Origin of the sequence: Paraburkholderia sp. RL18-101-BIB-B, assembly GCF_046026985.1 — a bacterium.
GTDB lineage: Bacteria > Pseudomonadota > Gammaproteobacteria > Burkholderiales > Burkholderiaceae > Paraburkholderia.
The window spans coordinates 1-24,197 of sequence record NZ_JARESV010000031.1; the positions used below are offsets into that span (position 1 = coordinate 1).

At 61.1% G+C, this 24,197-nt stretch carries 16 protein-coding genes and 1 pseudogene; 10 read left to right on the top strand and 7 right to left on the bottom strand.

Annotated features, from left to right (window positions below; genetic code table 11):
• Positions 1-283: 283 nt before the first annotated feature.
• The 5 genes from P0D73_RS31595 (at position 284) to P0D73_RS31615 (ending at position 7,680) form a co-directional block, all read left to right on the top strand.
• Positions 284-1,393, top strand: a complete 1,110-nt coding sequence (locus P0D73_RS31595) for a Gfo/Idh/MocA family protein (RefSeq protein ID WP_408315665.1) — start codon at positions 284-286, stop codon at positions 1,391-1,393.
• Between the two features lie 1,240 nt (positions 1,394-2,633).
• A complete protein-coding gene (locus P0D73_RS31600) occupies positions 2,634-2,837 on the top strand; it encodes a hypothetical protein (RefSeq protein WP_408315663.1) in 204 nt (67 codons plus the stop codon).
• Positions 2,838-2,911: 74 nt separating this feature from the next.
• Positions 2,912-5,389, top strand: coding sequence for an ATP-binding cassette domain-containing protein (locus P0D73_RS31605; protein ID WP_408315661.1), 2,478 nt, complete (start codon positions 2,912-2,914; stop codon positions 5,387-5,389).
• Entirely contained in the window at positions 5,386-6,414 is a 1,029-nt protein-coding gene (locus tag P0D73_RS31610; protein ID WP_408179494.1) for an ABC transporter permease, read from the top strand. Before P0D73_RS31605 ends, P0D73_RS31610 begins: the two co-directional genes overlap by 4 nt.
• A 195-nt stretch (positions 6,415-6,609) precedes the next feature.
• Positions 6,610-7,680, top strand: coding sequence for a porin (locus P0D73_RS31615; protein ID WP_408315658.1), 1,071 nt, complete (start codon positions 6,610-6,612; stop codon positions 7,678-7,680).
• A gap of 130 nt (positions 7,681-7,810) precedes the next feature.
• Here the strand turns inward: P0D73_RS31615 and P0D73_RS31620 are convergent, their stop codons facing one another.
• Complete coding sequence (locus tag P0D73_RS31620) at positions 7,811-8,689, bottom strand: alpha/beta hydrolase (RefSeq protein ID WP_408434459.1); 879 nt, start codon at positions 8,687-8,689, stop codon at positions 7,811-7,813.
• Between the two features lie 1,246 nt (positions 8,690-9,935).
• Here P0D73_RS31620 and P0D73_RS31625 point away from each other — a divergent pair.
• Together P0D73_RS31625 and P0D73_RS31630 are read left to right on the top strand one after the other, a co-directional pair.
• A complete protein-coding gene (locus P0D73_RS31625) occupies positions 9,936-11,153 on the top strand; it encodes a porin (RefSeq protein ID WP_408315654.1) in 1,218 nt (405 codons plus the stop codon).
• 818 nt (positions 11,154-11,971) lie between these two features.
• Complete coding sequence (locus tag P0D73_RS31630; RefSeq protein ID WP_408315652.1) at positions 11,972-12,802, top strand: 3-oxoadipate:acetyl-CoA acetyltransferase; 831 nt, start codon at positions 11,972-11,974, stop codon at positions 12,800-12,802.
• Between the two features lie 60 nt (positions 12,803-12,862).
• Here the strand turns inward: P0D73_RS31630 and P0D73_RS31635 are convergent, their stop codons facing one another.
• The gene (locus tag P0D73_RS31635) at positions 12,863-13,336 is read right to left on the bottom strand and encodes a ferritin-like domain-containing protein (RefSeq protein ID WP_408291805.1); all 474 of its coding nucleotides are present in this window, start codon (positions 13,334-13,336) and stop codon (positions 12,863-12,865) included.
• 672 nt (positions 13,337-14,008) lie between these two features.
• Between P0D73_RS31635 and P0D73_RS31640 the strand changes: the two genes are divergently transcribed.
• Positions 14,009-15,784 (top strand): SulP family inorganic anion transporter, encoded by a 1,776-nt coding sequence (locus tag P0D73_RS31640; protein ID WP_408315650.1) that lies wholly within the window; start codon positions 14,009-14,011, stop codon positions 15,782-15,784.
• Positions 15,785-16,195: 411 nt separating this feature from the next.
• On the opposite strand, the pseudogene P0D73_RS31645 reads toward P0D73_RS31640, so the two are convergent.
• From P0D73_RS31645 to P0D73_RS31660, 4 genes and pseudogenes are all read right to left on the bottom strand, one after another.
• Positions 16,196-16,410 (bottom strand): annotated as a pseudogene (locus P0D73_RS31645) (Crp/Fnr family transcriptional regulator); the annotation flags it as partial.
• Between the two features lie 21 nt (positions 16,411-16,431).
• A complete protein-coding gene (locus P0D73_RS31650) occupies positions 16,432-18,678 on the bottom strand; it encodes a xanthine dehydrogenase family protein molybdopterin-binding subunit (RefSeq protein ID WP_408315648.1) in 2,247 nt (748 codons plus the stop codon).
• Positions 18,679-18,688: 10 nt separating this feature from the next.
• Positions 18,689-19,162, bottom strand: coding sequence for a (2Fe-2S)-binding protein (locus P0D73_RS31655; protein WP_408179482.1), 474 nt, complete (start codon positions 19,160-19,162; stop codon positions 18,689-18,691).
• Positions 19,163-19,219: 57 nt separating this feature from the next.
• Positions 19,220-20,059, bottom strand: coding sequence for an SDR family oxidoreductase (locus P0D73_RS31660; RefSeq protein WP_408315645.1), 840 nt, complete (start codon positions 20,057-20,059; stop codon positions 19,220-19,222).
• Between the two features lie 103 nt (positions 20,060-20,162).
• On the opposite strand from P0D73_RS31660, the gene P0D73_RS31665 reads away from it, so the two are divergent.
• Together P0D73_RS31665 and P0D73_RS31670 are read left to right on the top strand one after the other, a co-directional pair.
• Positions 20,163-21,104 (top strand): LysR family transcriptional regulator, encoded by a 942-nt coding sequence (locus tag P0D73_RS31665; RefSeq protein ID WP_408434464.1) that lies wholly within the window; start codon positions 20,163-20,165, stop codon positions 21,102-21,104.
• A 175-nt stretch (positions 21,105-21,279) separates the two neighbouring features.
• Positions 21,280-21,552 (top strand): TolC family protein, encoded by a 273-nt coding sequence (locus P0D73_RS31670; RefSeq protein ID WP_408434467.1) that lies wholly within the window; start codon positions 21,280-21,282, stop codon positions 21,550-21,552.
• 231 nt (positions 21,553-21,783) lie between these two features.
• Here the strand turns inward: P0D73_RS31670 and P0D73_RS31675 are convergent, their stop codons facing one another.
• Complete coding sequence (locus P0D73_RS31675) at positions 21,784-23,997, bottom strand: beta-glucosidase family protein (protein WP_408315640.1); 2,214 nt, start codon at positions 23,995-23,997, stop codon at positions 21,784-21,786.
• Positions 23,998-24,197: the final 200 nt, after the last annotated feature.

Below are 24,197 nucleotides of genomic sequence, written 5' to 3' on the forward strand. Positions count from 1 at the left end.
CGCTTCGGAGCTGATGGAGACGGGACAATACCGGCCGCATCCGAGTGTGGGCAAATGACCGGTGTGACGTTACGCGTCGATGTCCTTGAGGCGTAACAGCCCAGACGCTCGGACATGCGATGCACCATTGAAGGCACCATCAGCCGTCTTGAATGAGTGAAGTTAATTCGTTAAGCCTTTATCCCGCTGTTTCAGGTCTGCATCGAGCAGGATTCTGTTCGAGCCGTACCTGACAAAAAAAGGACGGCCTTTCTACAAATGACTGAATGGTTTCGAGGATGCAATGAAAAAACGTTTTCGAGTGGGAATCGTGGGAGTGAGCACGGAGCGCGGTTGGGGCACGACAGCTCATATTCCTGCGTTGCGTGCGCTGTCCGATGTATTCGAGACCGCCGGCGTGGCAAACACCAGTCTCGCGAGCGCAAAGGCCGCCGCTGCTGCCTTCGGCATTCCGCGCGCGTTCGCGAACGTGGCGGAGCTGGTGGCCTCCCCGGATATCGACGTCGTGGCCGTAACAGTCAAAGTTCCCCATCATCGTGAAGTTGTCACTGCGGCTTTGGAGGCGGGCAAGCATGTCTATTGTGAATGGCCGCTCGGAAACGGCCTTGCAGAAGCGATCGAGCTTGCAGAGCTCGCCAAGCAGGCCAAGGTACGGGCGGTGGTGGGCACCCAGGCCACTGCGTCGCCCGAGGTCGAATTCGTGCGCAAGATCGTGGCTGATGGATACGTAGGCGACGTGTTGTCGTCGACCTATCTTGGCTGCGGCCCTACCTGGGGTGACGAAGTCACGCGCGGCGACTCGTACGCCATGGATTCGCGCAACGGCGCAACCATGCTGTCGATCATCGGTGGGCATGCGCTTGCTGCCGTGCAAAGTGTGCTCGGCCCCGTCTACGAGATGGAGGGCGTGGTGTCGCAGCGCCGGAAGACCGTGCGCATCGTCGAGACGGGCGACTCGATCCCGATGCAAACACACGATCATGTGATGGTCAATGCCGTTTTGAAGTCGGGAGCACCGTTGTCCCTGGAGCTTCGCGGGGGCCTGCCGCGCGGCACGCGCCTGCTGTGGGAAATCAACGGAACGCTGGGCGATTTGCGCATTACCGCGACGAATGACCAGGCTCCCGTCATTAATATCTCGCCATTGCGCGTGGAGGCTGGCCGCAGGGGCGAACAGGCGTATAGCGAGGTTGAGGTTGCGAAGTCCCACTACTTCGATTTCGCGGACACGGACTTTGCGCGGAACGTGGCGGCCATCTATCGGCAGATGGCCGAGGATCTGGTTCAGGGAACCAACATTGCCCCTGATTTTGATGCCGCGGTAGCCCTTCACAAGGTGATTGATGCCATCGAGAGGTCGGATCAGACGCGCAAGCAGGTGCGAATCGAATGACCGGCGTCCAGATCGTGGATTCGTTGAGCGGTCGGCAAAGAATGGTTTTATCAGAAATGACAGAGATCCTCGAAAAGAGGATCGACGATCTTGTTTGACGGGAGCTCAATCCTCGTTTGCTTGATGTCTGAAGATTCGGCGATGCCATCGTGTCGTGCCGGGAGAGGGAGGACGTCTGTTGCCTTGAATGGCATTGAGCACGTAGCCGGCCTGAACGGAACGATTGCGCACGGCACGAGATGATATTCGAGGTCCAGGAGGGGCAATGCCGCTACCTGGTCGTCAACGCGGCGAACCGCCGAGCCTCGCACAGCGCGTGCACACGATATCTGCGATAGCCCGAACACTGTCGCCGTCTCGGTCGTCGCCCGCTCGACGATCGACTGGCACCGCTCCCGCGAGCGTGTCCAGTTACGACTTGCGCATCTTCCCTATCTGCACGCCAACCCGCGAGCCCACACTGCTGGCGGGCTCATCCGTCTTTGCTTTGCACCACGCTCAAGAATAACCAGGCGATCACGGAGTGCAGCGAAGATGCGTCACGCGGTCAGTTGCGGCATCGCCGCTCGCAGTCGCGCCCTCTTTGAGACGACACCCATGTGAAATCCGTGACCCATGCGACATGGGTAGGGAGATTCCCTAGGGCCCTTGACTTTGTTCATTCCGAAACACATCATCCTATATAAATCGATCGTAGATAGCATCGTCGTATTTGAAATGATATGCCGAGAGCACGGATGTGATGCTGCGCATCCTGATGGCTTCTCGTTGACCAACTGCCGTCGGTCCTCTTGTGTGTCGGTATTGCTAGTTACTTATTTGTAATTCCGACAAGAATCTGTCGGGCAGAAAGAAATTCAGGCTGGTCGTCCGGCCCGCAGTGGATTCGTGCTTTTCGAGTGGCCCAAACGGAGGACGGCCTATCCGGTCTCCGTGTTTGCAAGGCTCCGGGTGGAGGCAAAGGCGATGCAATTCAGCAGTCGAATCCTGGGCTATGCCGGCAAGTCACACCTCGCCCCGCATTCCTCTGTTCGTTTTCGAACTATTGCATTCCGCTCTCGAAGCAATCCGCACTCACTGCCGGAATTCAAATTCTACTTAATAAATCTCATGCAGACAAAAAAAAGAACCAGAAAGGCACGTTCTCTTGTCAATAGTTCGTAGGACATAGCAATGCAACTAGTGGGCGCATTGGCAACATTCAACAACGGAATCAAGGATCAATATGTTCGACTCGCCTATGGCCTGGATAACTGGCACGCAAAACACGGAAGACCCGCGCGATTTCATGAAGGCCTCCTTCGACAGGTTTGAAGTCGATGCAGCGTACCGATTCGGCGGCGCACTCGCGAAGATTGCCACGGCGTTTAGCGCCTGCGTCTTCGGGACGGCCGCATATGCGGCGGGCGACTCCGCGACCAACCATCAGAGCCGCTCCGCCTGACGCAGATCTCTCCTCCGCGCTTCCTACCGACAAGTTCAAGGAAGTATTTGCACAGTAATTGTTCGAGACGAATCATGAATGACCAGAAAACGCTGCTGCAGGTCGATGGTGTCACCAAGATCTTCCCCGGAGTCCGGGCGCTTGACGACGTGACGTTCTCGGTGGTCGAAGGCGAGGTACACGGTCTCGTTGGCGAGAACGGGGCAGGCAAGTCCACGCTCATGGCCGTCGCGTCCGGCGCCCTTGTTCCGGAGAAGGGACGCGTCGTGATCGACGGCACGGAAACGCGAGGAGACACGGAGCAGGCACGCCGGTTGGGGTTGGCTATCGTACGGCAGGAACCGGCGCTCATGCCTGACCTGACCGTAGCGGAAAACCTTTATCTCGGCGTGCCTGCCGAGCAGCGTCCGTCCTTGATGGAGGTCGCGCAATGGGCGCGAGGCCTCCTGAGGCAATGGAGCGCCGATGTTGCAATCGATGCGAACGAGCGCGTGGTGAGCTTGGGCCCCGAGCAGCGGTTCATCGTCGAAATCGTCAAAGCGCTTGCTGCAAAGCCCAAGGTTCTGGTCCTCGACGAACCTACCGAACATCTGTTGACGGAAGACGTCGAACGTCTGTTCGAGCGCATCCGCAAGATAACGGCTTCGGGTTGTTCGGTCGTCTATATCTCGCACCGGATCCGCGAGGTGCAGAAAATTGCGCATCGCCTGACGGTTCTTCGCGACGGTCAGGGTCAGGGCACCTATGAGGCCGCGGGCCTCAGCGAACAGGAGATCGTCGAACTGATCGTTGGCGGTGCGCTCGACCGCGACTTCCCGGCCAAGGGCAACAATGGTGGCGCAAGCGTCGTTCTCGACGTGACGAAGCTGCGTGGTGCCGGCTTTACCGACATATCGGTTCGGGTCAGGAAAGGCGAGATTGTCGGCCTCGCGGGGATCGACGGCAACGGCCAGCGAGAGTTCATGCGAGCCCTCGCGGGACAGACGCGAAGCCGCGGTAGCGTCACGGTGGCCGGCATTCCCGCGAAGCTTCGCAACTCGCAGGCTGCCGCCGATTCGGGCATCAGTTATCTGCCGGGCGATCGTCATCGAGAGGGAATTTTCGGCGAATTGTCGGTGCGCGAAAATTTTTCGATCCGTAGTCTCCCATTCGATTCGATCAAGGGATGGGTGAGCCAGCGCAGCGAAGCAAAGCGCGCCAGGGACGCCGTGACGCGCTTCGCTGTCAAGACGCCGTCCATTGACACGCCTATTCGTACCTTGTCGGGCGGTAACCAGCAGAAGCTTGTGCTGGCGAGTGTCCTCGCCAGTCATCCCAAGGTGTTGCTGGTCGACGAGCCGACCCAGGGCGTGGACATTGGCGCACGGATGGAAATCTACAAGGTGCTTCGCGAGGCCGCGGCCGCAGGCACCGCCGTGATTGTCGTTTCGTCGGATGCGCACGAGGTGGCGGGACTCTGTGACCGTGTGCTCATCTTCTCGCGCGGCCATGTCGTCAAGGAATTGGACGACGACGCCGTCAGTGAGAACAACATCACGTCTGCCGTCTTGACCGCAACGACTGAGCGGGAGAAGGGCGCTTCCCGAACCTCCGGCGTTTGGAAGTGGGCTGCTGGGGATTGGGCGCCGCTCGTGATGCTTGCCGTTGCAGTCTGTGCGCTCGGCATGTATGCGGCGCACGTCAATCCGACCTACCTTTCTGCGCGAAACCTCAGCGGCATGCTGGCGCTCGTGGCGACACTGGCCATCGTCGCATACGGGCAGCAGATGCTCATGCTGGTTGGCGGGATCGATCTTTCGGTCGGGCCGCTCATGGGGCTGATCGTCGTCATACAGTCGTTCTTCCTGACGGATGGCGCCTCGCTAGGCCATCAGCTCTCTGGGTGGGTGATCGTGTTGCTCGTCGCCCTTGCCGTCGGACTCGTGAACTGGATGCTTGTCGGCCCGTTCCGGTTGCATCCGATGGTGGCGACACTCGCGACGTACATGGCGCTTCAAGCGGTGTCGCTGCTCCTGCGCCCGGTTCCGGGCGGCCTGATCGCGGATCCCATCGTGGAGTCGATCGGTGCCCAGCTCGGCGTCATGCCCATTGTCGCGATCGTGGCAATCGTGATTGCCGTGGTGCTCGAAATCGCGTTGTTCAAGTCGAGGGCCGGTCTCACGCTGCGCGGCGTGGGCTCCCGCGTCGAAGCTGCGCGGATGTCCGGTGCCCGCCCGCAACTGACGTCGCTCGCCGCGTACATGGGGTGTTCGTTTCTTGCGGGCGTCGCTGCCGTGCCCATGATGGCGCAGGTCGGCACTGGCGACCCGAGCGCCGGCATCAACTACACGCTCGGAAGCGTCGCAGCGGTGGTGATCGGCGGTGCAAGCCTGTTTGGCGGACGCGGCTCCTTCGTCGGTTCGCTGCTGGGCGCGCTCCTCATCATTCAGGTGAATGTCGTCACCTCATTCCTCGATATTGGCGACTCGTGGCAGTCGTACCTGTTGGGCGGGATGATCCTCGCATCAGTCGCGCTCTATTCCAAGAGCAGAGAAATGGTGGTGGCGAAATGAAAAACGCAATGCACAATCAGGCGGAAGTTATGTCGGAATTCCTTGAGCCCTCTAAGTCGAAATCAAAAGCAAAGCCGGCACGGCTACCAGCGGTTGATGAATTCTCATGGATCTGGGTCGGGCTGATCCTGCTCTTTGCGTGCAGTTCCATCGTCGCGCCGGGCACGATGACGCGAGGCTCAATTTTGGCCATGCTTCCGTTCGCTGGCATTCTTGCGATTGTCGCGACGGGCCAAACGCTGGTCATTCAGCAGCGCGGGTTGGACATGTCGGCAATCGGTATGGTTTCGCTCGCCGGCATTGTCATGGCCAGGACGGGATTCGCATTCAATTCCATCGTCCTTGCCGTCATTTTTACTGTTTGCGTCGGCGGGATCGTCGGAATCATCAATGGTGCGCTCATCTCGAGGGTCGCGATTACGCCGCTGGTGGCGACGCTTGCCGTCAACGCGCTGCTGATCGGCTGCGCCCGCTCGTTGACCGGTAACGTTCCGGTTGCAGTCCCAACCGTCATGCAAACCATTTCGCACGCCCAGTTCCTTGGGCTCCCGGCCAACGTCTGGTTCGCCTTCGCGTTCGTGACGACCGCGTGGATCATTACCCGCAAGACCACGGTAGGGCGCAGGTTCGTCGCTGTGGGGGTGAACCCGCGCGCGGCTGAAGCCGCAGGCGTCAACGTGCTGAAGTACAAGATTGGGGCGTACCTCGCCTCCGCCGTTTGCTTTTCCGCGGCGGGGGTGCTGCTCGCCGGATTCATCGGAAGCGCTTCGCAGACGTCGGGTAATGACTATCTCCTGCCGGCGGTCGCGGCCGTGGTGGTCGGAGGCACGCCGTTCACGGGCGGCAGAGGCAGCGTCGTCGCGAGTGCGGTGGCCGCACTGTTCATGGCGCAACTCGGTCAGCTCGTGCTGGCGCTTGGTGCGGGCCCCGCTGCTCAGCTCCTCGTTCAGGCCTGCGCGATTCTGCTCGCAACCACCGTCCGCCATCTGCCATCCGCGATAAAAACGTTTCGCAAGAGGTCGTAGCGGAAAGTAGTAGCGGGTGTCCGCGCCATTATGTTCCGGGTGCCCGTGGTAGCTCGAAAAGCGGCAGTTTCGGGGTTGGGACCTTGGAGCGGGAAGCCGGTTACGACCAGCCTGCCGTTGCAAGCCGATTGCAGCGACCCGAAAGAGGTCGTCAAGCGATTTTTGGAGACTCTTTTTTAAAGTAAGGATGACGAAATGAGAAAGATCATTTTCTGCGCGGCTGTCATGGCACTCGGTGTCTGCAATAGTTACGCGCAGAGCACCGTGACCCTGTATGGACGCGTCGCATCGGGCATTGACTTTGTGACCAACGTTGCGACGCCGAACGGTCAGTCAAAAAACAACTTCAGGTTCGGCAGCAATCAGTATGGATACAGCTGGTTCGGCCTGAAAGGCGACGAAGACCTCGGAGGAGGTCTGCATGCAGTCTTCAAACTCGAAAGCCTCTTCACTTCCGGAACCGGTGAGATTTTTCCCAACTCGCTTTTTACCCGTGACGCGTATGTAGGCCTGTCCAACGACAAGTTTGGAAGCATCTGGTTTGGACGGGCGATGAGTCTCACCGACGAAACTGGCTGGTACATTGACCCGCTCGGAGAACAGGTGGGAACAGGCATTGCAAACTTCGCTTTCGGACGGGCGTGGGGTCCCCGATCGAACGTCATTACTTACAACTCGCCGATCTGGGCTGGCTTCTCTTTCCGGGTACAAGACGGTTTTGGCAACGAGGCAGGTAACTTCCGGGGCGGACGTCAGTTCAGTGTGAGTGCACAGTACACGCTCGTGAACTTTGCTGCGTACGGAGTGTACGAAGAACTCCGCGACGACAACGGAAAGTTCTCGGGGCTGTACACCGCGTCGCGTGAATACATGGCAGGCGCCACCTACCAGCTCGGTGGGCTGAAGTTGTACGCGGGCTATCAGCAACTTGTCTCGTCAGGGCAGGATACGGTTGCCGACTCTTTTAACCCCTACGCGGCGACGCGGAGCCAGCAAGAGTGGATTGGTGCATCTTATCAGGCAACCCCTGCACTCGCCTTGCAGGCTGGCTGGTATCACGGCAACGTGAATCACGGCGGCGGCACCGGAAATCTTGCTGCCATCGGCTCAACCTACAACCTGTCCAAGCGGACGTTCCTCTACCTGACGGTCGGGGCCATGTTCAACGGAAAGCCGTCAGCGTTCCCAGTTGAAACGGCCGATTCGCAACCGCTGCCGGGGCACAACCAGCAAGGTGGCTACTTTGGCATCATGCACTTCTTCTGAGTGCAATTGATGACCTTGACGCGCGGCCGGCGGTCGATGGGCGCGACGTTCGCGAGGTCACGATCCGGGGCGCAGACATGGTCTCTCAAGTGGCGGCTTCCCCGGTCGATCAATCCACGCGGGTGCCCCTTCACGAGCCTCTACCCAACTGCAGTCTCTCCGTAAGAAACGTGCCGATGGCATCGAGAGCCTGTGCCGAGGCCTTCAACGTTCCGATGCTGCCATGGAATCCGTGCGGCATGCCCAACCAGACATCAACTCGCGCATCGACGCCTGCGGCGACCGCACGCTCGACATACAGGCGCGAATCGTCCAGCAGGACTTCATCGTCTCCCACGTGAACGCGGACGGGCGGCAAGCCGGTCACGGGCGCGTGAAGCGGCGAAGCCAAGGGATGTTTGGGGTCAGCGTCTCGCAAGTAGGCATGGACGAGTTCCGACACTTGCGCGCGCGTGAAAAGCGGATCGGCGTCCGCACGGGTTTCGTACGTCGGGCCGGAGAGCGTCAAATCCGTAACGGGTGACAACGCAACCGCGCCCACGAGTGTCGCCTTCGCGGCGACTTCTCCGTTGGCGATGCGCGAAGCTAGGATCAAGGCAAGATTGCCACCCGCCGAGTCGCCGGTAACCGCAATCCGGGAAATGCCGCTCTCGCCGAGCCCAAGATAGCAGGACAGCACGTCATCCACTGCCGCGGGGAAAGGATGTTCAGGCGCCAACCGATAATCTGGGACGAATGCCTTGACTCCGCTCCTCCCGGCGATTTGGGCGACGAGGTGGCGGAATGCGTTGGCGGATCCAAAGTTGAACCAACCGCCGTGAAGATGGAGTATCGCTTCGTCAGGCCGGCTATTTTCAGGGTTGACCCAGAGCCCAGGAATGCCGCCGACCGATCCGGATTCAAACGTCACGCCCGTGTAGGGTAAAACGCGTTCCATCATCGCATCGAACGCGCCACGTCCCTCGACTCCCCGCTGCATGCCTTTGGCGGAACGGGTCACGGCGCGCATTGCCTCGGTGATCTTCCCGTCTTCCGGGTCAAGCGGGTGTGTCACGATGAAAGCGCTCGACAGATCGCCATTGGATGAATTTTGCATGTTCAGTTCCTATACACAGATCCATTGATCGTCCTGCCGATCACAACCGGTTCTCGTCGCCGCGCCTTGGCGTTTTTCCTCAACTAGCAATTGCCGGGAGCGGCCACGCGGAACCTCAGGTGAGAACTCAGGACAAACTCGGTGCTCCTTCCAGTCCGAACGTCTCCGTTGCAGTCAGCGAGCTGGCGCGACACGCTTGCATCGACAACGGCGCTCACCTGCGGCAGCGGATCAATTGAAATCATAGACGTCATTTGGCCATGGGGGCAGCCAGGTGACAAGTCACTAAATTGGGAAGCTTCGTTTCGCGCATCGGACGATTTGCATCCGCCATGGGATTGCGCGTTGTGGCACGGGTGGTGACGTACGGTGATGCGCTTGTGAAGCAAGTCCGGTCCAACGCTGGTGGCGCGATTCGAATACTGTGGCTCGTCGTGCGATTGTCCTTCCGGCTATTGGAGCCGAGTTGTACGGTAAAGCCTTGCTAGATGTGGAAAACACAGTAACGCCACCGGGTCAGCAACAGAATGCGTGGTTTTCCTGTCGCCTGTTTGCGAGATCGAGACGTGAGAGCAGGTCAGGTTTTCCCTGCCTGTTGTCACATCGACATCTTCCGAGATGCAAGGTGGTGCAACCAATTGATGTATCGTTTTGCCTTACCTGGAGGACGTTTGTCGACGGACAAGGGAAGAGCGCCGAACCCACCGCGAGGACCACTCTCCGGTTGATCTCTTGTTCATGCCGATAGGCTGTGCGCGCTGACAATCCTCTGTGTTATTGCGGCAACCCGGAATTGAGCGAATCATTCGTATGGTTGGGAGGCATGCGTATGACATTGACTGTGATGGAATTCGGTCGCGATGGAGATGTCCGCAATTCGAGCGACTGACGGTTTTGCCGCGCGATTGTTCCGATCAACTTCCCCAAACTGACTGCCGCCAGCCTAAAGTCGCGATCGGCAGCGCAGCGCATGTTGGAATGTCGCCCTGGCAACTCGCGCCTCGTGCAGCTCGTTTCTTACGCCAATTTCGCGACATTCGCCTGTTTCGCCGGTAGCACCCGCTGCATAACTTGCCTATCATGCAGTGCGCCCTTCCTGATCTGCCGCAGGCCTACGGTAGCGCGCCTAGACAGATACCTCCGCCGCAAAAGGATCTGAATGAAAAGCAACGGTGCCTATATCAGCGCGCTTTTTATCTTCGGCACCGTATGCGTTGCCGCACCCGCGTTCGCGCAGAGCAGTGTCACGATGTACGGGATTGTCGATGCAGGGCTCGTTTACCAGAGCAGCCAGACGTCGCTCGGCTCGACGGTCAACGGCCATTCCAACGTCAAGCTTGGTCAGAATATCTGGAATGGCAATCGCCTTGGATTCAAGGGGATTGAGGATCTTGGGGGTGGCACACTGGCCGTGTTTACGCTTGAGTCCGGGTTTAACCTCCTTAGCGGCACCCAGCAGTTCGCGAATGCCGGGTTCAGCAGACAGGCGTTCGTGGGCCTGACCAATGCGAGGTACGGTACGCTCACTGCAGGCCGTCAGTACACCTCGTACTACACCCTGGTGGGTCCGTATGGCCCCACGACCTGGCTAACCGGTTATTTCGGAGCGCACGCTGGTGACATCGACAATTTGGACGTGATATACCGCGTCAATAACTCCCTTGTCTACAAGTCGCCTGCGTTTTACGGCCTCACCGTCAGCGGCTCGTACTCGCCTGGCGCGGTGCCTGGCAGTTTAAGCCGGGGTTCGAGCTGGAGCGCGGCGCTGCGGTATTCAAGCGGGCCGCTGGGCGTCGCCGCAGGCGTCGAGCGATTCAACAACTCGACGCTGGGAGGCGGCGCTTGGGGGGCAAACTCGACCTTGAACTCGGGCGGCCAGCCTGGCGTATCGGCGCTCACCAATGGCTATCAGACGGCGGCCGCCCAGCAGCGCGTCGCGGTCGCAGGCTCCTACGCGTTCTCGGCGGCGTGGAATGTGTCGGTATCCTATTCGAACGTTCAATACATTCCTGGCGCGGGCTCGGCGTTCCGGGATGAGGCGATCTTCAACACGGTCGGCGCCGTGCTGCATTTTCGCGCGACCGTGGCAGCCGACCTGGCGGCGGGCTATAGCATCACGCGGGCGACCAAAGCGAACAGCATCACCAGCGCGGCACAGTACGAGCAGTTCAATCTGGCGGAATCGTACAACTTATCGGCGCGCACGATGCTGTACGCGCTGCAGGGCTTCCAGCGGGCGCATGGCCAGACACTGGGCACCGCCGGCGCCGGCAACGTCATCAATGCGACCGCGACGATCGGCGACGGCTTCAACGCGGCGCCGTCGTCGAGTCGCAGCCAGTTTGCATGCGCCATCGCGGTATCGCACCGCTTCTAGATTCGCCACTGCGGTGCGAAGGACATGCCTAGAGTGGCCCTCAAGCGAAACGCCAGGCAATAACGCATCTGTGCTACCGGCGGGCAAGGGATTTTCCTTGAGACATCGAGGGCGCGGGCAGTTGTGATGCACGAGGTGCGTTACGACTGCTTGCGGAGTGAACCTGCCCAATCCGGGCCGGTTTAAGTGACTGACGTGCAGGCGGGTGTTGCTAAAGAAAATTATCGAGGGGGATTGTCTAGAGGAGGTCTGGAAGCCTCGCGTTGCTGGCACGAATCCGGGACGCGCAGTTCTGTGACGCCAGCGCGACGGGGCCTGCGACTACGGCGGCCATTTCCGAAGAAACACGCTATGACCGTCTGTTGCCGGGCGAGGGTGGCTTGTTGCTGCGCGAGTTTATCGAGGCCTTGCCTCCGGGCATTCCATAGGGTCTCGAGGTACCTAATCGCAGACTCGCCGAGTCGCTCGAACTGGATGCGAGGTTGGGACAACACTCACGGCGGCGAAGCGTGTCGCCGGCGGTTTGACTTTGGCAGATTCGCTAAGCCAGGCCTGTCGGCGATAGGCTTGACGAAGCGACTTCATGCGCTACCTTTTGCTGTTCAAATGCCATCTCAACGGGATGCACCTTGATGAGTTGTGGTAACGCGGACACGCTGCCGGGCGTTCTCGCGTTCCGTCTGTCCCCAATACGCGGTCCTCATCGCGCGCATTTGAACTAGACTTGGAACACGTGGTGTACGGGCATTTCGCCGGGCACGCGGTCATGATCCCTCGCCCTATAGGCGGGACGTAAACCTTGAACTGGAGTGTGAGCCATGAGCGAACCGTGCATTATCTCCGTTGCCATCACAGGCTCAGTTCCGCGTAAGAAGGATAACCCGGCTGTGCCGATCACGATTTCCGAGCAGATTGAAAGCACGCACGAAGCGTACGAAGCCGGAGCATCGCTGGTTCATCTGCACGTGCGTGACGAGCAGGAGAACTCCAGTTCCGACCGGTCGAGCTTCGCCTCTCTTCAGGACGGCATCCGGAAACACTGTCCTGACATCATCATTCAGTTTTCGACAGGCGGTCGTGGCCGTTCGTTCGAGCAACGCGGCGCGATGCTCGATCTGCGCCCGGATATGGCATCGCTCGCAACGGGTTCTGTCAATTTTCCGACGACTGTCTATGAAAATCCGCCGGACTTTGTGCGTGCGCTTGCGCAAATGATGCTCGACCACGATGTCAAACCGGAGATCGAGATCTTCGATCTGGCGATGTTGTACAGCACAGGGGACCTCGTGCAACAAGGGCTGCTGAAATCTCCCGTGCACGTTCAGTTCGTGATGGGTGTAAAAAACGCGCTGCCCGCGCGTCGCGAGATTCTTGAGTTCGAGGTGCAACAACTCAAGGCGCTACTGCCGGATGCAACGTGGACCGCCGCCGGTATCGGACGGCATCAGTTGGAGGTCAATCACTGGACTCTCGAACTGGGCGGCCACTGCCGCACGGGTCTGGAAGACAATGTGCGCTGGGACAAGGACACGCTGGCGAAGAGCAACGCGCAACTGGTTGCGCGGGTGGCCTCGTTGTGCGGCGAATATGGCCGGCCGGTGGCGAGCGCCGCCCATGCGCGTGTCATGCTGGGTCTTCCTGCCAGATAGCCCGAAGGGGCGCGCCACCGTCCGTGGCGCGCCCCGCACATGCCGCCATAGTCCGTTTGATCAGGGTTGGCCCGCCTGACGTTCAGTCGACGTCGTCACTTCTCCAGGGCGGCGCAGCATCTTGTCGACTTCGCCCGCGTGCATCTCTTCGATATGGATCATCTGGCGGGCGAACTCCTCGAGTGCAACGGAGCGGTCCTCGACCAGCGCGAGCAGTTCGCGATAAAGCGTCAGCGCTAGGTTCTCGGCTTGCAGCGATTCGCGGAGGATCGACGAGATATCGAACGTGTGCGAGTCGAGGAGGGGACCGATCGCAAGCGACGGATAGGCGCCCAATGTGGTAATCCACTCTCCGACCTGCTGTGCGTGCAACAGCGATTCGTCGGCCTGCTCGCGCAGCCAGGATCTGATCGGAATGCGTCCGAATCCGAAAACAAGAAACGAGTAGTGCGTATATCGAACGACGCCGGCCAGCTCGGATTCGAGAATCCGGTTCAGCACCGCAACGACGTCTTCCTTGTCTATCTCTGCCATTTGGTATCTCCTTTTATCGCACCGCCGCAGACACATTCCGAGATTCGCCGCTCGTATCACGTCACATGGTCTTGACGGATATTGATTAAATGTAGTCCCGCAAGGCGATCGCGCAAGGTGTTAGTTCGTACGGACGCGTTTGCGTCGGCCAGTGGCGAGAGGGAAGGGCATCTGTTGCAGGGCTAGAACGCAGTCTACGTAAGCTGACCGGCCGCCGGTATTCCGGCGCGGGAGGCATTGATGGCTGCGACCGAAGGAATCGCCGATAGCCGGATCGGGAATCTGCCGGGTCCGATTCAGGCATGACAGAAGGAGCAATGTTGCTTCCCGTGTTAGCTCACCTCTCGGTCCTTTTTCGCGAATCAAGAAACGCAACTAACCGTCTATCGGAATGTACTACGCGGTAACTTCGCACCCCGTCAACAGAACCGGGGGCTGCTGATTCAGCAAGTAAGGAGCTGCCGATGCTGCAATCAGCCATTGGCTTCAGTCCGGGCCCTTTTGCAGTCAGCTATTCCCCTTCAGACGCACCCGGCAAAGAATAATGGTGTCCGGGAAGATGCCCGGCACGGAGTCGGTTCAACTCGCCGTTAATGCAAGTGCCATTCTGGCTGCAGGGTCAAGAGCATACTGTCGCCATCCATGCCTCTCAATTGTCTGAAGGTGCGAATCATGGGAACCGATAGCCCCATCCACTCGGAGCGCAACGCAGGACGCGCACAACGATGGCTTCGCTCGTTGCCCGTCATTCAGGTCGTCAAAGGGTATCGGGCAAGCTGGCTGCCGAAGGATCTGGCCGCGGGTCTGGTGCTGACCACGATGCTAGTGCCGGTCGGGATCGCTTACGCGGAGGCGTCGGGCGTTCCGGGGGTGTGCGGCCTGTACGCGACGATTGTTCCGCTGCTCGCCTATGCGGTATTCGGGCCCAGCCGAATATTGGTGCTCGGGCCGGACTCCGCGCTCGCCGCACCCATTTTGGCGGTGGTTGCGCAGGTCGCCGCCGGCGATCCCTCTCGCGCGATCGCGGTTGCCAGCATGATGGCCATCGTCTCCGGTGTGGTCTGCATCGTGATGGGAATCTTGCGGCTGGGCTTCATCACGGAACTGCTGTCCAAGCCGATCCGCTACGGCTACATGAACGGCATTGCGCTCGCGGTGCTGATCAGCCAGTTGCCCAAGCTGTTCGCCATCTCCATCGAAGAACAAGGACCGCTTCGGGACCTCACCAGCCTTGTGCAGGCCATAGCCGCGGGCAAGGCCAATTGGACCAGCTTCGCGGTGGGCGCAGGAAGCCTCGTACTCATCCTCTTTCTGAAGCGTTTCGAAAAGCTTCCGGGCATTCTTATCGCGGTCGTGCTGGCGACGCTGTGTGTCAGCGTATTCGGCCTCGACAGTCTTGGCGTCAAGGTGCTCGGCAAGATTCCGCAAGGACTGCCGGCGTTCGCACTGCCGTGGGCAAGCGGCGCTGATCTGGCGAAGATCGTCCTCGGCGGCAGCGCGGTCGCGCTCATCGCTTTCGCCGATACCAGCGTGCTGTCGCGAACCTTCGCTGCGCGCGCAAACAGCCGGGTCGATCCGAACCAGGAGATGATCGGCCTGGGGGCCGCCAACCTCGCGGCGGGACTGTTCCACGGCTTCCCGATCAGCAGCAGCTCCTCCCGCACCCCCGTCGCGGAAGCCGCAGGCGCGAAGACGCAGTTGACGGGCGTCGTAGGCGCCGTGGCGGTCGCGGTGCTGCTGCTGGTGGCACCGGACCTGCTGCGTTATCTGCCCACCAGCGCGCTCGCCGCGGTGGTCATTGCCGCGGCCATCGGCCTCTTCGAGATCAACGACCTCAAGCGCATTTTCCGCATCCAGCAATGGGAATTCTGGCTATCCATCGCGTGCCTGTCAGGCGTCGCTGTCTTCGGCGCCATCCCCGGTATCTGCCTCGCGGTGGCGATAGCGATCATCGAATTTCTGTGGGATGGCTGGAGACCGCATTTCGCGATTCTCGGGCGCGTTCCTGGCTTGCGCGGCTACCATGACCTGGAGCGCTATCCGCACGGTGAACAGATTTCCGGTCTCGTGCTGTTCCGCTGGGATGCCCCGCTCTTCTTTGCCAACGCCGAGCTGTTTCAGGAGCGTCTGTCACAGGCCATCGCGGCATCGCCGACACGCGTGCGCAGAGTGGTCGTGGCGGCAGAGCCGGTGACGAGCGTGGACGTGACATCGGCCGATATGCTTCGCGAGTTGATCCGCGAGTTGGGAACGCGTGGCATCGAGTTGCACTTCGCCGAGCTTAAGGACCCTGTGCGGGACAAGCTCACGCGCTTCGAAATGACGGACCTTCTCGGGGACGCGCAATTCCATCCCACGATAGGCAGTGCGGTCGATGACCATCTCGGCAATCTTGCAGCCGAGGAGCATAACGGCGATGCCGGCCCCGCGCCGTCGGGCAAGAAATGATCGGTCGTCGCGTTCCCGGCTGCATGGGTCCCGGCACGGCTGGCGTCGCGTGGGCCGTTGCACCATTCACGTGTAACTCGATCTGCCTGTCAGGATGAATTGCACGCAACTCCTCCGGCTCGTCGGCAAGCACATCCGCCAGATTGACACTCGTGAGCGTTACGTTGATGCCCAAGCCGAGGTTTGTCGGATTGAAAACGGTGAGGTCGTCAAGCAACGCCTGCATGCGGGCTGCTGCTCCCGATACTCGCTCCCCGGCATTAAGGCTGCCGGATACGAAGCAGTGACCTGAATCGCCTGGACAGGGCTGCGCATGTCGTGCCCCAGCCTGCCAAGCAGGAGGTTACGGCTCTGCTCCGCCTGTGCGCTGAAAAAGGCAACTGATTCTGCAAGTGCCTGATCGATCGCTTCGTTGAAGCGAATGACGTCGTCCAGATCGGGTGCTTCGGTCATGCCGGCTCTTGGGACCCCAAGCATGTTCACAATGAATTCAAGGGTCATCTTCTGTTCGTTCAGCGGTAGGCGGTCGACGGTGAGCGGAGCCATCTGCACATTTGCTGGTCTATCGAGTGATGCCGGTTGCGAACGACCGTCTGGGCCATCTGCGTGATCAATGCCTGGGTGTATCCGCCGCTGACTATGTCGGGTCAGGCCAGGTTGAACGGCAATTGGCGCTGCGGCTTGCCGGTAAGGCTCGCAATGGCGTTGGCAAACGCGGGCGCCAGCGGTGGCAGGCCGGGCTCGCCCATGCCGGTGGGTGCGTCGGCGCTCGGCACAATGTGGACATCGAACGTGGGCGTGTCGGTGATGCGCGCCACCGTGAAGTCGCCAAAGTTGCTCTGCTCGACGACACCGTCCTTTAGCGTGATGGCCGAGCCTGGCAGGCACATCGACAGCCCCATGACCGCTGCCCCCTGCACCTGTGCCTCCACACTGCGCGGGTTCACGGCCAGGTTGCAATGCACCCCACCCGTGACACGGTGCAGTACGGGACGACCCTCTTGCAAAGAGGCCTCCACCACATAGGCCACCACCGAGTCGAAGGACTCGTGCACAGCCACGCCCCATGCGCGACCGGTGGGAAGCTGCTTCTTCCCGTAGCCGCTCTTGTCCACCGCCAGCTTCAGCGCAGCGCGGTGACGCGAGTGCTTGTCACCGAACAGGCTCATACGGTAGGCCACCGGGTCCTGCTTTGTGGCGCGCGCGATATCGTCGAGCAGGGTCTGCATCACGTAGGCAGTGTGGGTGGAACCCACGCTGCGCCACCACAGCACTGGGACGTTGGTCTTGGGGTGATGCACGGTCAGGCGCATCGGCAGCGGATAGGGGTGACGCATGCCCTCGGTGGCCGTGGCGTCGATGCCGTTCTTCACCTGGAATTCCTCGAATACCGTGCCCGAGGTAATGGACTGGCCAACAATGACATGGTCCCAGGCGAGCACCTTGCCGCGCTCGTCGAAGCCGATGCGTGCGTGGTGCAGGTGCATGGGGCGATAGTAGCCGCCCTTGATGTCGTCCTCGCGGCTCCAGAGCGTGCGCACCGGCGCATTCAGGCCGGCGGAACGGACGGCCTTGGCGACCTCGCATGCCTCGACCACGTAGTCGCTCGTGCCCACGAAACGCCGGCCAAAGCCGCCGCCTGCCATCTGCACATGCATTTTCACCTGCTCGGGCTTGAGACCCAGCACGCGCGCGGCCGCGACGGCGTCCAGGCCGGGGCACTGGCTGCCGACCCACAATTCGGCTCGCCCGTCGGACAGCTGGACGGTGCAGTTCAGTGGCTCCATCGGCGCGTGGGCCAGGTAGGGGAACACGAACTCGGCCTCCAACTGGTGCGGGGCAGTAGCTAGCGGTGCCATATCTGCGTCGAACTGGCGCGCGCCCGGGCGACCAGCCTGCTCGCGGTACTGGGCCAGCAACCGTTCGCTATCCACCTTCTCGACCGATGCCGTGTCCCACTGTAGCTTCAGCGCATCGCGCCCCTGCTTTGCCGGCCAATAGCCGTCGGCCACCACGGCCACACCTTCACCACCGCGATCCAGCGGCACGCGCAGCACGGCCTTAATCCCCTTGATGGCGCGCGCGGCGCTGTCGTCCACCGTGGTCAGTCGCGCGCCGAACACGGGCGGATGCGCCACCACGGCGGTGAGTTGGCCGGACAGATGCGTGTCGATGCCGTATTCCTGATGTCCACTGCTCTTAGCCTGCGCATCGAGGCGCGTGGTGGGGCGGCCAATGATGCGGAAGTCCTTGGGGCTCTTCAGCGTGACCTTCTCGGGCACGGGTAGCGCCATCGCAGCTTCTGCCAGTTCGCCGTAGCTCAGCTTGCGGTTACCGGCGCCCAGCACAGTCCCGGCCCGCGTGCGCAGCGTGGCCACGTCCACTTTCCAGCGTGCTGCCGCCGCGGACAGCAGCATGGCCCGGGCACGCGCGCCGAGCTCCCGGTACTGCGTGAAGCTGTTCTTGATCGACTGGGAACCACCGGTGAGGTGAATGCCGAAGAGCGGGTCGACGTAGGCGGGGTCGTTCGAGCCCTGCCGGCTGCGCACCAGATTCCAGTCCGCGTCGAGCTCCTCCGCCAGGATCATCGGCAAGCCGGTTTGCACACCTTGGCCGAACTCCAGGCGGTTGATGGTTACCGTGACCTCGCCCTTGGGGCCGATTTGCACGAAGGCCGATGGCTGTTGCGTCGGCTTCAAGGCGCTGGCCGCCCGGCCGCTGCCGGTGGTTTGGCCTATGGCCAGGTAGGGAAACACGCCAAGCGCCAGTCCGCTGGCACCCGCCAGCTTCAGGAAGCTGCGGCGCGGCAGCGTGGCCGCTTCCCCAGCCCGACACCTGGTCAGCAGGTGCTGCAGGGCGCGTGGCATTTCGCTGTAGTCGAATTCAGGCAACATGGTGGCTCCTTCAGGTCAGGGCCTTGGCGGCATCGGCCACTGCGGCGCGAATGCGGGCGTAGGTGCCGCAGCGACAAATGTTGCCGGCCATGGCCGAGTCGATCTCGACGGCGGTAGGCTGCTCGCCGCGGGGCAGCGACTTCAGGAACGCCGTGGCGCTCATGATTTGGCCACTTTGGCAGTAACCGCACTGCGCTACGTCGTGCTTGACCCACGCTGCATGCACGGCGGCGCCGACTTTGTCGCTGCCGTCGGTGGTGGCTTCGATGGTGGTGATCTGCTTGCCCTGGGCCGCCGATATCGGCGTAATGCAGGAGCGGATGGCCTGCCCGTCCAGATGCACCGTGCAGGCGCCGCACAGCGCGGCGCCGCAGCCGAACTTCGTGCCGGTCATGCCCAGCGTGTCGCGCAAGGCCCAGAGAATGGGCGTGTCCGGGGCGACGTCGACCGTGTGCTCACCACCGTTGACGTGGAGCGTGCTCATGATGGGTCAGTCCTTCGCAGGTTAGGTGTGTCGCGGCAAGGGCACCTCGCTTCGCGATCAGAAGCTGCCGTCCGTGGACCTGGAAAGCGCCTCATGGGCGTGCACTGCCTTCAATCGGGCCTCGACAGCTGGCCCGACCGCCGCCAGTGCATCGCTTCCGGCCACGAACACTCTGGGCGGAGTGTCCATGCCCACAAGCTCTACCAAAACGTGGCCGAGCTTGTTCGGATCGCCAGGTTGCTTGCCGGCGTAGGGAGACCACATCGCCTCGGCGCCGACCTCGGCGGCTGCGTAATCGTCGATACGTTTGTCGGGCCACTTGGCGTTGGCGGCGTCCAGCAGATCCGTGCGGAAGAATCCCGGCTCGACCACCGTAATCTTGATGCCGAACTTTCCGACCTCCTCAGCCACAGAGAGCGAAAGGCCCTCCACCGCAAACTTGCTCGCGCTGTAGGCGCCGCAGTGCATCAGGCCGACAGCGCCTGCCACGGAACTGACGTTGATGATGTGCCCGCACCGCTGCTTGCGCATGACCGGCAGCACTGCCCGCATGACATGACTCACGCCCCAGAAGTTCGTCGCAAAGAGGTGTTGAATGTCTTGCGTTCCCAGTTCCTCGTAATTGCCCAAGAGGCTGTACCCGGCACTGTTCACGACCACATCGATATGACCGAACTTTCTTTGCGTCTCTTCGACCGCCGCCGTTACCTGGACCTCGTCGGAGACGTCCAGCCGGAGAATCTCCAGGTTCTCGCCGGCCAGGTCGCTCAGGGCATTGCCCACTTTGTCCAGGTTCCTGCCTGTGGCAATGACTCGATCACCCGCCTTCAATGCGGCCTTGGCCGTACCAGCGCCGATCCCGCTGCCAGCACCCGTGATAAACCACACTTTGCTCATGCTCAAACTCCCAGTCCTTAGTCATTGCCCTTCACTCTAGGCAGATTGACTGAGAAGAAAAACACCCTGGTACTGAACACGCTTTGAAGATATTCTTCAAAGTATGAGACTCAATCAGCTTGATGGACTGCTCGCATTCTGGAAGGTCGCAGAGCACCGCGGGTTTTCTGCCGCCGCGGCAGCGCTCGAGGTCTCGCCTTCTGCGCTCAGTCAGGCGATCCGCCACCTGGAGGCCCGGCTCGGCGTCAGGCTTCTCAACCGGAACACGCGCAGCGTCAGTCTCACTGAAGCCGGACAGGCATATCTGTCCCGGATCGGGCCGGCGTTGAGCGACGTGCTGGAAGCCGGGGAGCAGCTTCATGAGCTTCAGGGTCGGCCATCGGGCATCCTGCGCATCAACGCAGCGCGAATCTCGACTGCCATGGTCCTCCAGCCGCTGCTGGCCGGGTTCCTGAAGGCCTATCCGGACGTCCACGTGGAGCTGACGAATGATGAGGGCTACGTGGACATCGTCGAAAGAGGGTTCGACGTTGGCATTCGAATGGGAGAGAGTGTTCAGAAAGATATGATCGCTCTGCCTCTCGGTGGGCCGGTTGGCGTATCCATCGTCGGATCCCCCCGTTACTTCAAGAAGCATCCCGTGCCACGGCACCCATCCGATCTGATCCATCACAACTGTGTGCGATTCAGGTTTTCAGGCAGCGGGGCAATTTACAAGTGGGAGCTCGCCGTCGATGGCCGTATCGTCGAGTACGAGATCAGCGGCAATCTCACTATCAGCGACTCATTGTTCTCGGTTGAGGCTGCGCTGGATGGGATTGCCCTGGCGTATACGTTCGAGCAGCTCGCGCTTCCTCACATCCGGGCCAGGAAGTTAAAGCGCGTCTTGAGCAGCTTCTCACCGACTTTTCCGGGGTTCTACCTGTACTACCCCAGCAGACGCCAACAGCCTGCCAAGCTGAAGGCGCTGGTGAACTACGTGCTGGCGCATTCCAGCCCCGATACGATTGGAACGTCAGCAACGGTGCCGGCGAAAGACGTGTAGTAGCACGCCCATTTTTTTCGGCGGCCGAAAGTCCGCGTCGGGCCGATAGATCGCGTACGGAGGTAAGCATCGCGCGACTATTAGATAGTGGAACAACCGCCGACTGTATCGACGGCCATTCGATTCGGAATGCAAAATTCGAATGGCCGATTTGCCCGGCGGATTCATCCGGTGGATGCAACACATTAGAAGTGCGTTGAAAGACCTGAGTGAGCGTACCGCGATGCAGCAGAAAAAGCTCCAGGACGTGCGGTTTGTTTTCGACAGCGCATCGGCCCGCTATGGGCGCGGACTTGTCGACAGGCTGCAGGTGGAAGAGGCGCGCGAGTCGGCGATTCAGGAACAACTTGCGTTGCTTGAACTGACGGGCCAGAGTCTTCAAGCGTCCATTGCGCTCACGAAGACGCTGGGCGGTGGTTATCAGGCGGCAGTCGACGCGCAGTCATAATCGCGATGAGCCGCGCGGGTTCTCTCGCTCACGGATGACAGGTTCGTTGCCCGTCCCGTGTCGGGTTCGAGTCGAAATTTGTCATGGTGAACCAAGAACGGTCGGTTGGCACTGTGAGCCAAATCGTTGACGGCCCGCGCGCCGCTCGCCAACTCCTGCTGGCGAGCGGGTCAGCCCATGTTCCCAGGCGCGGAACAGCATGCGCCCAGATTCGTGACGGTAGTATGAGTTTCAGCTCCCTTGCAGCCGAATGTCACGCGACGACGCTCCGACGTACACGGTCCCGCCCGGCACATACCGCCAGCCATTGCGCGACGTGTCCCACACGCTCTGCATGCGCGGCGTGACCGTGACGCGAACGTGGCGTGCTTCGCCGGGGTTCAGGCCGATTTTCTCCCAGCCGACCAGACGTCGCGGCGGCTCGTCGCGGTAGGGCACGCCGAGATACACCTGCGGCACTTCCGCGCCCGCCATGCGGCCGTCGTTGCGCACCGTGAACGACACGTCAATCGCGCCGTCAGGACGATGTTTGACGGATAGCCCCGAGTACGAGAAATGCGTGTACGACAGCCCGTAACCGAACTCGAACATCGGCGTGATGTTTTTCGCGTCGTACCAGCGGTAGCCCATGTTCAGCTTCTCCGCGTAGACGGGATCCGGCTCGAACGCGCCGCTTTGTCCCCACGTCGGCGTATCCTGGTCACGCACGGGGAAGGTGACGGGCAGCTTGCCGGACGGATTGACCTTACCGAACAGCACGTTCGCGATCGCATTGCCGCCGCCTTCACCCGGATACCAGGCTTCCACGATCGCCGCCACGCGATCCTTCCACGGCATCAGCACCGGATTGCCGCTTTCCACGACCACGATCGTGCGGGGATTGGCGTGCGCGACCGCGTCGACGAGCGCATCCTGGTTCGACGGATTCGCAAGGCTCAGGCTCTGCAAATCGCCAAAGTCTTCACCCGCCGGCTGCGCGACGACGACAATTGCGACATCCGAGCGGGCCGCGAGCGCCGCAGCCTGGTTGATCTCCTGTTGAGTGTATGCACGGAAGGGAGTCTGCTGATCGCTATTGCCGGCAAAGCTCACCTGCGCCGATGGCGCGAGCGCGCGAATCGCCGCAACAATGGGCGTGTTCAGCTTCAGCCACGGATTGGTCCACCAACTGCACCCGGTCGATGTGCCGAACGTCAAGCCGCCGCAACCCGCGAATGCCCCCGTGACCGGATCACGTGTGTTGCCTGACCCGCCGCCCGTCAACACCGCCGCATCAGCGTGTCCGCCGATCACCGCAATCCGTGAAAGCGAGGCCGCGGAGAGCGGCAACTGGTTGTTGTCGTTCTTGAGCAGCACCATCGACTGCTCGGAGACCGCCTGCACGAATGCGTTCGCGCCAGCGAAGTCGATCGTGGCGCCGCCCTTCGGAGGATCGTCCATCACGCCGATGCGGATCATCACGTACAGCTTGCGTCGCACCATGTCGTCGAGGCGCGCGGTCGAAACCGAGCCGCTCGCGATCGCCTGCCGAACTGCCGTGGGTGTCAGATAGACGGTGGAACCGACGTCCTCTTCCTCGTCGAGGCCGGCGTTGATCGCGTTCGCCGTGCTATGCGTCGCCCCCCAATCCGACTGGACCTGTCCTTCAAAGTGCCAATCGTTCTTCAGCACGTCGTTGAGCAGATGCGCGTTCTCGCACGCATAGTCGCCGTTGAGCCGGTTATAGCTGCACATCACGCTGCCCGGCTGCGCGCGTCTTGCGGCAATTTCAAACGGCAACAGATAGAGTTCGCGCAACGTGCGCTCGTCGATCTGGCTATTGCCGCCGCCCCGGTTATGTTCCTGCTCGTTGCCGGCGTAGTGCTTGATCGTGGCGATGACCTTCTCGCGCTGCGTGCCGTCAGTGCGCTCGGCGAGCATCTCGCCGGCGAGCACCGGATCTTCGCCGAGGTACTCGAACAGCCGGCCGCCGCGCGGCTCGCGCGCGAGATTCGTGCCCCCGCCAAGTCCCATTCCGAAGCCCTGTGCACGCAGTTCTATCGCAACCTGTCTGCCGAAATTGGAAGACAGGCGGCGGTCCCAGCTTGCCGCAAGTGCGATCGTTGCCGGGAAGGTCGTGCTGGCCTGCGATGTGCTGCCGGAGCCCGTCGCGGAGTCGACCATGTTCAGGTCGGGAATGCCGAGGCGCGGTACCCCTTGAATGAAGCCCGCACCGCCTCCCGGCACGGCGGACATTGCGTATTCCGAATGAATGAACTGCAGCTTTTCGTCGAGCGTCATCTTGCTGACGAGGGTGTCGGCGCGCCGATGCGCGGCCGCCGATCCGAACGCGTTCACCGCACTTGAAGTGGGCGCGAAATCGAGTGGAAAGTCGAGTGCATCCGCACGGGCCGCGACGCACACGGCGGCCGCTAACGCGACCGCTGGCCATATTTTCTTCTGCATATGTGTCTCTCCGAGATTCTGCTTTTGTTGGAATGCGGAAGCGGAGCGAGTCCGATAGGTTCATACCGGACACGAAGGCTGGCGACGCAGGGTGGCTGCGCAAACGTTTGCCGGCCCGAACGAAATCGGGACCATCTGATTGACTGTAGCGACTCTCCGTGCTGAGTAATGTAGGAATGTAGTCTGACTACAGCATCAGT

What these genes read in the sequence shown, in the direction of transcription:
- P0D73_RS31595 (WP_408315665.1), top strand. Translation starts at nt 284, where the DNA reads ATGAAAAAACGTTTTCGAGTGGGAATCGTGGGAGTGAGCACGGAGCGC.
- P0D73_RS31600 (WP_408315663.1), top strand. Translation starts at nt 2,634, where the DNA reads ATGGCCTGGATAACTGGCACGCAAAACACGGAAGACCCGCGCGATTTC.
- P0D73_RS31605 (WP_408315661.1), top strand. Translation starts at nt 2,912, where the DNA reads ATGAATGACCAGAAAACGCTGCTGCAGGTCGATGGTGTCACCAAGATC.
- P0D73_RS31610 (WP_408179494.1), top strand. Translation starts at nt 5,386, where the DNA reads ATGAAAAACGCAATGCACAATCAGGCGGAAGTTATGTCGGAATTCCTT.
- P0D73_RS31615 (WP_408315658.1), top strand. Translation starts at nt 6,610, where the DNA reads ATGAGAAAGATCATTTTCTGCGCGGCTGTCATGGCACTCGGTGTCTGC.
- P0D73_RS31620 (WP_408434459.1), bottom strand. Translation starts at nt 8,689, where the DNA reads ATGCGCGCCGTGACCCGTTCCGCCAAAGGCATGCAGCGGGGAGTCGAG.
- P0D73_RS31625 (WP_408315654.1), top strand. Translation starts at nt 9,936, where the DNA reads ATGAAAAGCAACGGTGCCTATATCAGCGCGCTTTTTATCTTCGGCACC.
- P0D73_RS31630 (WP_408315652.1), top strand. Translation starts at nt 11,972, where the DNA reads ATGAGCGAACCGTGCATTATCTCCGTTGCCATCACAGGCTCAGTTCCG.
- P0D73_RS31635 (WP_408291805.1), bottom strand. Translation starts at nt 13,336, where the DNA reads ATGGCAGAGATAGACAAGGAAGACGTCGTTGCGGTGCTGAACCGGATT.
- P0D73_RS31640 (WP_408315650.1), top strand. Translation starts at nt 14,009, where the DNA reads ATGGGAACCGATAGCCCCATCCACTCGGAGCGCAACGCAGGACGCGCA.
- P0D73_RS31650 (WP_408315648.1), bottom strand. Translation starts at nt 18,678, where the DNA reads ATGTTGCCTGAATTCGACTACAGCGAAATGCCACGCGCCCTGCAGCAC.
- P0D73_RS31655 (WP_408179482.1), bottom strand. Translation starts at nt 19,162, where the DNA reads ATGAGCACGCTCCACGTCAACGGTGGTGAGCACACGGTCGACGTCGCC.
- P0D73_RS31660 (WP_408315645.1), bottom strand. Translation starts at nt 20,059, where the DNA reads ATGAGCAAAGTGTGGTTTATCACGGGTGCTGGCAGCGGGATCGGCGCT.
- P0D73_RS31665 (WP_408434464.1), top strand. Translation starts at nt 20,163, where the DNA reads ATGAGACTCAATCAGCTTGATGGACTGCTCGCATTCTGGAAGGTCGCA.
- P0D73_RS31670 (WP_408434467.1), top strand. Translation starts at nt 21,280, where the DNA reads ATGCAACACATTAGAAGTGCGTTGAAAGACCTGAGTGAGCGTACCGCG.
- P0D73_RS31675 (WP_408315640.1), bottom strand. Translation starts at nt 23,997, where the DNA reads ATGCAGAAGAAAATATGGCCAGCGGTCGCGTTAGCGGCCGCCGTGTGC.